The sequence below is a fragment of the Bradyrhizobium sp. genome, from assembly GCF_019242285.1.
GTDB lineage: Bacteria > Pseudomonadota > Alphaproteobacteria > Rhizobiales > Xanthobacteraceae > Bradyrhizobium.
In genome coordinates, this window is the sequence record NZ_JAFAVV010000276.1 from 1 (window position 1) to 3,619 (window position 3,619).

A 3,619-nucleotide genomic window follows, 5' to 3' on the forward strand; every position below is an offset into this window, starting at 1 on the left:
CAAGCCCACGCAATACGGCGAATTGCTGCGTATCTGTCAGGGAACGGTCCTCTGACGGAACCCCGGCCAACCATGCCATACGGGAGATCCGTATCGTGATCACGAGGCGTCTTTTTTCCGCGAGCGCGTCAATCGGCTTGGCGACGGCCGGCGGCTTGTCATGGTGGCCCGCTGTTTCGCGAGCCGATGAAACTTTCGAAGTGACCCACAGCGATGCGCAGTGGCGCAAACTCCTGACGCCCGAGCAATATGCTGTTTTACGGCAGAGCGGCACGGAGCGTCCTTTCACCAGTCCGCTGCTCAGCGAAGAGCGACCCGGGACTTTCAGCTGTGCGGGCTGCGCCCTCGACCTGTTCTCTTCGACCACGAAATTCGACAGCGGCACCGGTTGGCCAAGCTTCTGGGCGCCACTCGACAAAGCAACCGGTACGACCCAGGACAAATCCTTCGGAATGGTGCGCACGGCAGTCCATTGCGAACGCTGCGGGGGCCATCTTGGTCACGTGTTCGACGATGGCCCCAAACCGACAGGCCTACGCTACTGTATGAACGGCGTTGCCATGAACTTCAGGCCGGCGGCGTCCTGATTTTCGAAGGCAAGGGTCGCGCCGGCAACACGCCCAAGCCGCATTGCACGCCCGTCTGACGAGGTTCGGGCCATCGGGAAATCGCCGCGCCTCACTCGAAGACCTCGTCGGCGCGGCCGAGGAGCACCGGCGGCACCTCGATGCCGATGGCCTTCGCCGATGTGAGATTGATGGCCAGCTGAAATCGGGTCGGCTGCTCAAACGGCAGGGCGGCGGGCTTGGCCCCTTTGAAAATTCTGTCTGCCAGCGCTGCCACACGACCGAAGCTCTCATCGAGATCCGGAGCATAGGATATCAACCCACCGTCGCGCACGAGCCAGTCGAACTCATAGATTGCGGGCAATCGATGAGCCGCGGCAAACTGAAAAACTCGCTTGCGGTTAAGAACCGTGAGAGAATCGGTCACCATCAGAATCGCGTCCGACATCTCGTGCTCCATGGCCGAGAACGCCAGGTTGAAGTCCTCCGGCTCGCGCACACCCAATGGCTGGACGAGGACGCCCATGGTCTTGGCGCCGGCCTCCGATGCCCGATAACGCAGCGTCATGCCGAGATCGTCCGCATTCCACAGCATCGCCACTCGCCGCAGATGAGGAACCAACTCCTGCAGAAGTTCCATTCGTTTGGGCGTGAGTTGCGCCGATACATCGGAGATGCCGGTGAGATTGCCACCCGGTTGGGCCAGGGTCTCGACAAGGCCGGTGCCTACCGGGTCGCCTGCAAAAATCGCCACGACGGGGAGAGTGGTGCCATGCTTCGCTGCGAGTGCCGCGGGATAGCCGGAGGTAATGATCAAATCGACCTTGCTTGCGACGAGCTCCTCGAGGAGGCGAGGCAAGTGATCGATGTGCCCCTCGGCCCCGCGGCGCTCCAATACCAGATTGCTGCCCTGAACGTAGCCGAGCTGAGCAAGCCCACGCACCAGAGACGCCCCATTCGGGTCCTGATCGGTCATGGCAGAGCCGGCGCCGAGGGTTCCGACGCGATAAACCTTGGACGAGGCTTGGGCGAGGGCCGTGCAAGGCCAAGCGGTTGCACCACCGAGTGCGATGACGAATTCTCGCCGTCTCATGGACGCTTCCAGTCCGTCACCTGCGAATGCAATAAGGCCAGAGTCCTCGAGCGTTCCACGCTCCCACTCATCAGCAGTTCCCATGTATTCGGGTCCATGCGGACGAAGGACGGTACCTCATTTGCTGATGAGTGACCAGCATTCCGCGACCGTCGGTGCGATCTCATCACGGGATATCGGCCCGCAGCTCGAACCATGGCGTGCGAGATGCGCTTGGTCATGAGTCCCATGGGTGAGGCCGAGTGAGTTCGTGTTGCGGAAGCCGACCACCGCCTGTAATGCTGTTTTTGCAGGCCTCACGTCGAGGAGGACGTGATGCAAGAAACGGTCAAGGCGCGGATCGATCGTCGGCTTGCGGCCATTCTGGCGGCGGACGTCTTTGGCTATAGCCGATTGATGGGAGCCGACGAGGAAGGCACCCTCGCGCAGCTCAAGGCACACCGGCGCCACCTCATTGATCCCAAGATCAAGCAGCACCATGGCCGGATCGTGAAAACGACGGGCGATGGCATGCTCGTTGAATTTGCAAGCCCCATTGAAGCAGTTCGCTGCGCGCTCGAGGTGCAGCGCGGTATGATAACCCGTAATCTCAACATACCGCCCGACAAGCGCATCATTTTCCGCGTCGGAATCAATCTCGGCGACGTCATCGCGGAGAAGAGCGACCTGTTTGGGGAGGGGGTCAATATTGCAGCACGTCTCGAAGCGCTGTCGGAACCTGGCGGTATAGCGATCTCGCGCACGGTCCACGATCAGATCAGAGACCGATTGCCTATCGCTTTCGGGGATGCCGGCGAACACGAGGTCAAGAACATCGCTCGCCCTGTAAGTGTCTACGCCTTGAGCGCGGACGGGGTGGGCAAGCTAAATGCCGAAACCCCTGCCAGAACGCCTGAGAGTAGACCTCGATGGCAGCATGCAATCGCGGTAGTCGCCACAGTCGCCACGTTGGGTCTCGTGTGGTTCGGTTATACGCGCCTCACCGCGCCATCGCCGGCTAGCGCCAACACCATCAAGGGCCCGGCCGTCGCTGTTCTCCCGTTCGACAATCTCACCGGCGATCCGGCACAAGCCAGTTTCGCGGATGGGCTCAGCGAAGAGCTGATCTCAGATCTCAGCCGTTTCACGGATTTGCAGGTTCTCGCGCGCAACACAACCTTCACCTTCAAAGGTAAGGCGGTGGATGTGCTGGAGGTCGGACGCAAGCTGAATGCGAACTACTTCATTGAGGGCAGCGTTCGCCGTGCTGGCAATCAGATCAGGGTGACGGCGCAACTTATTAGCGCGGCTGACGGAAACCATGTTTGGTCCGAGAATTACGAGCGAGACGCGAGCGCAATCGATTTCCTGAGTATACAAGATGAGATCGCTGGCCGGATCAGTGGATCAGTCGCGACCTGGTATGGCGCAATCGCTCGAAACGAATTGGAGCGATCTCGCGGGAAGCCGCTTGCGGACCTGACCGCATATGAGTGCATGGTCGGGGCAGCGGCGGCCGCACGGCTGCAAGTAGTGAGTGAGCCGATGCGACGGGGACGGGCCTGCCTTGAATCCCTGGTCCAGCATGAGCCTGACAACGCCGATGGGTGGTCCATGCTTGCTCTGGTTCGCTATGTCCAACGATCATTCGGGGCGGGGCTCGATCCGCCCGATTCTGAAGACCCCGATAAGCGGGCTTACCTTGTTGGCCTCACGATGCAAGCAGCGAGTCGGGCCGTCCAATTGGCTCCGCAAAGCTCATTTGCGCGAAGCGCGCTTGTGCGGGCATATTTCGTGTCTTGCCAAGGTGACCAGCTACGCGTCGAAGCCGAAAAAGCAATCGCGCTCAACCCAAAAGATTCTGGGGCCATGGGCGCCTTTGGCGGCTATATAGCATTTATCGGGCAATGGGAGACAGGCGTCGCACTGGTTAAGAAGGCGATTGCCATCAGCGGCGCTGAGACACCCAACTTTTTTTACC

Annotated in this window: 3 protein-coding genes; 2 read left to right on the forward strand and 1 reads right to left on the reverse strand. The window is 60.4% G+C overall.

Annotated elements, in window-relative coordinates:
• Positions 1–131: 131 nt before the first annotated feature.
• A complete protein-coding gene (msrB, locus tag JOY90_RS10565; RefSeq protein WP_291691081.1) occupies positions 132–587 on the forward strand; it encodes a peptide-methionine (R)-S-oxide reductase MsrB in 456 nt (151 codons plus the stop codon).
• 91 nt (positions 588–678) lie between these two features.
• On the opposite strand, the gene JOY90_RS10570 is transcribed toward msrB, so the two are convergent.
• On the reverse strand, positions 679–1,542 hold the full coding sequence (locus JOY90_RS10570) for an ABC transporter substrate-binding protein (protein ID WP_291691079.1): 864 nt from the start codon (positions 1,540–1,542) through the stop codon (positions 679–681).
• Positions 1,543–1,974: 432 nt separating this feature from the next.
• Here JOY90_RS10570 and JOY90_RS10575 point away from each other — a divergent pair.
• Positions 1,975–3,619: adenylate/guanylate cyclase domain-containing protein (locus tag JOY90_RS10575; RefSeq protein ID WP_291691080.1), on the forward strand; the 1,645-nt coding region annotated here is incomplete at its 3' end.

Bases quoted from the DNA above. Each gene is read 5' to 3' on its own strand.
- JOY90_RS10570 (WP_291691079.1), bottom strand. From the start codon at position 1,542: ATGACCGATCAGGACCCGAATGGGGCGTCTCTGGTGCGTGGGCTTGCT.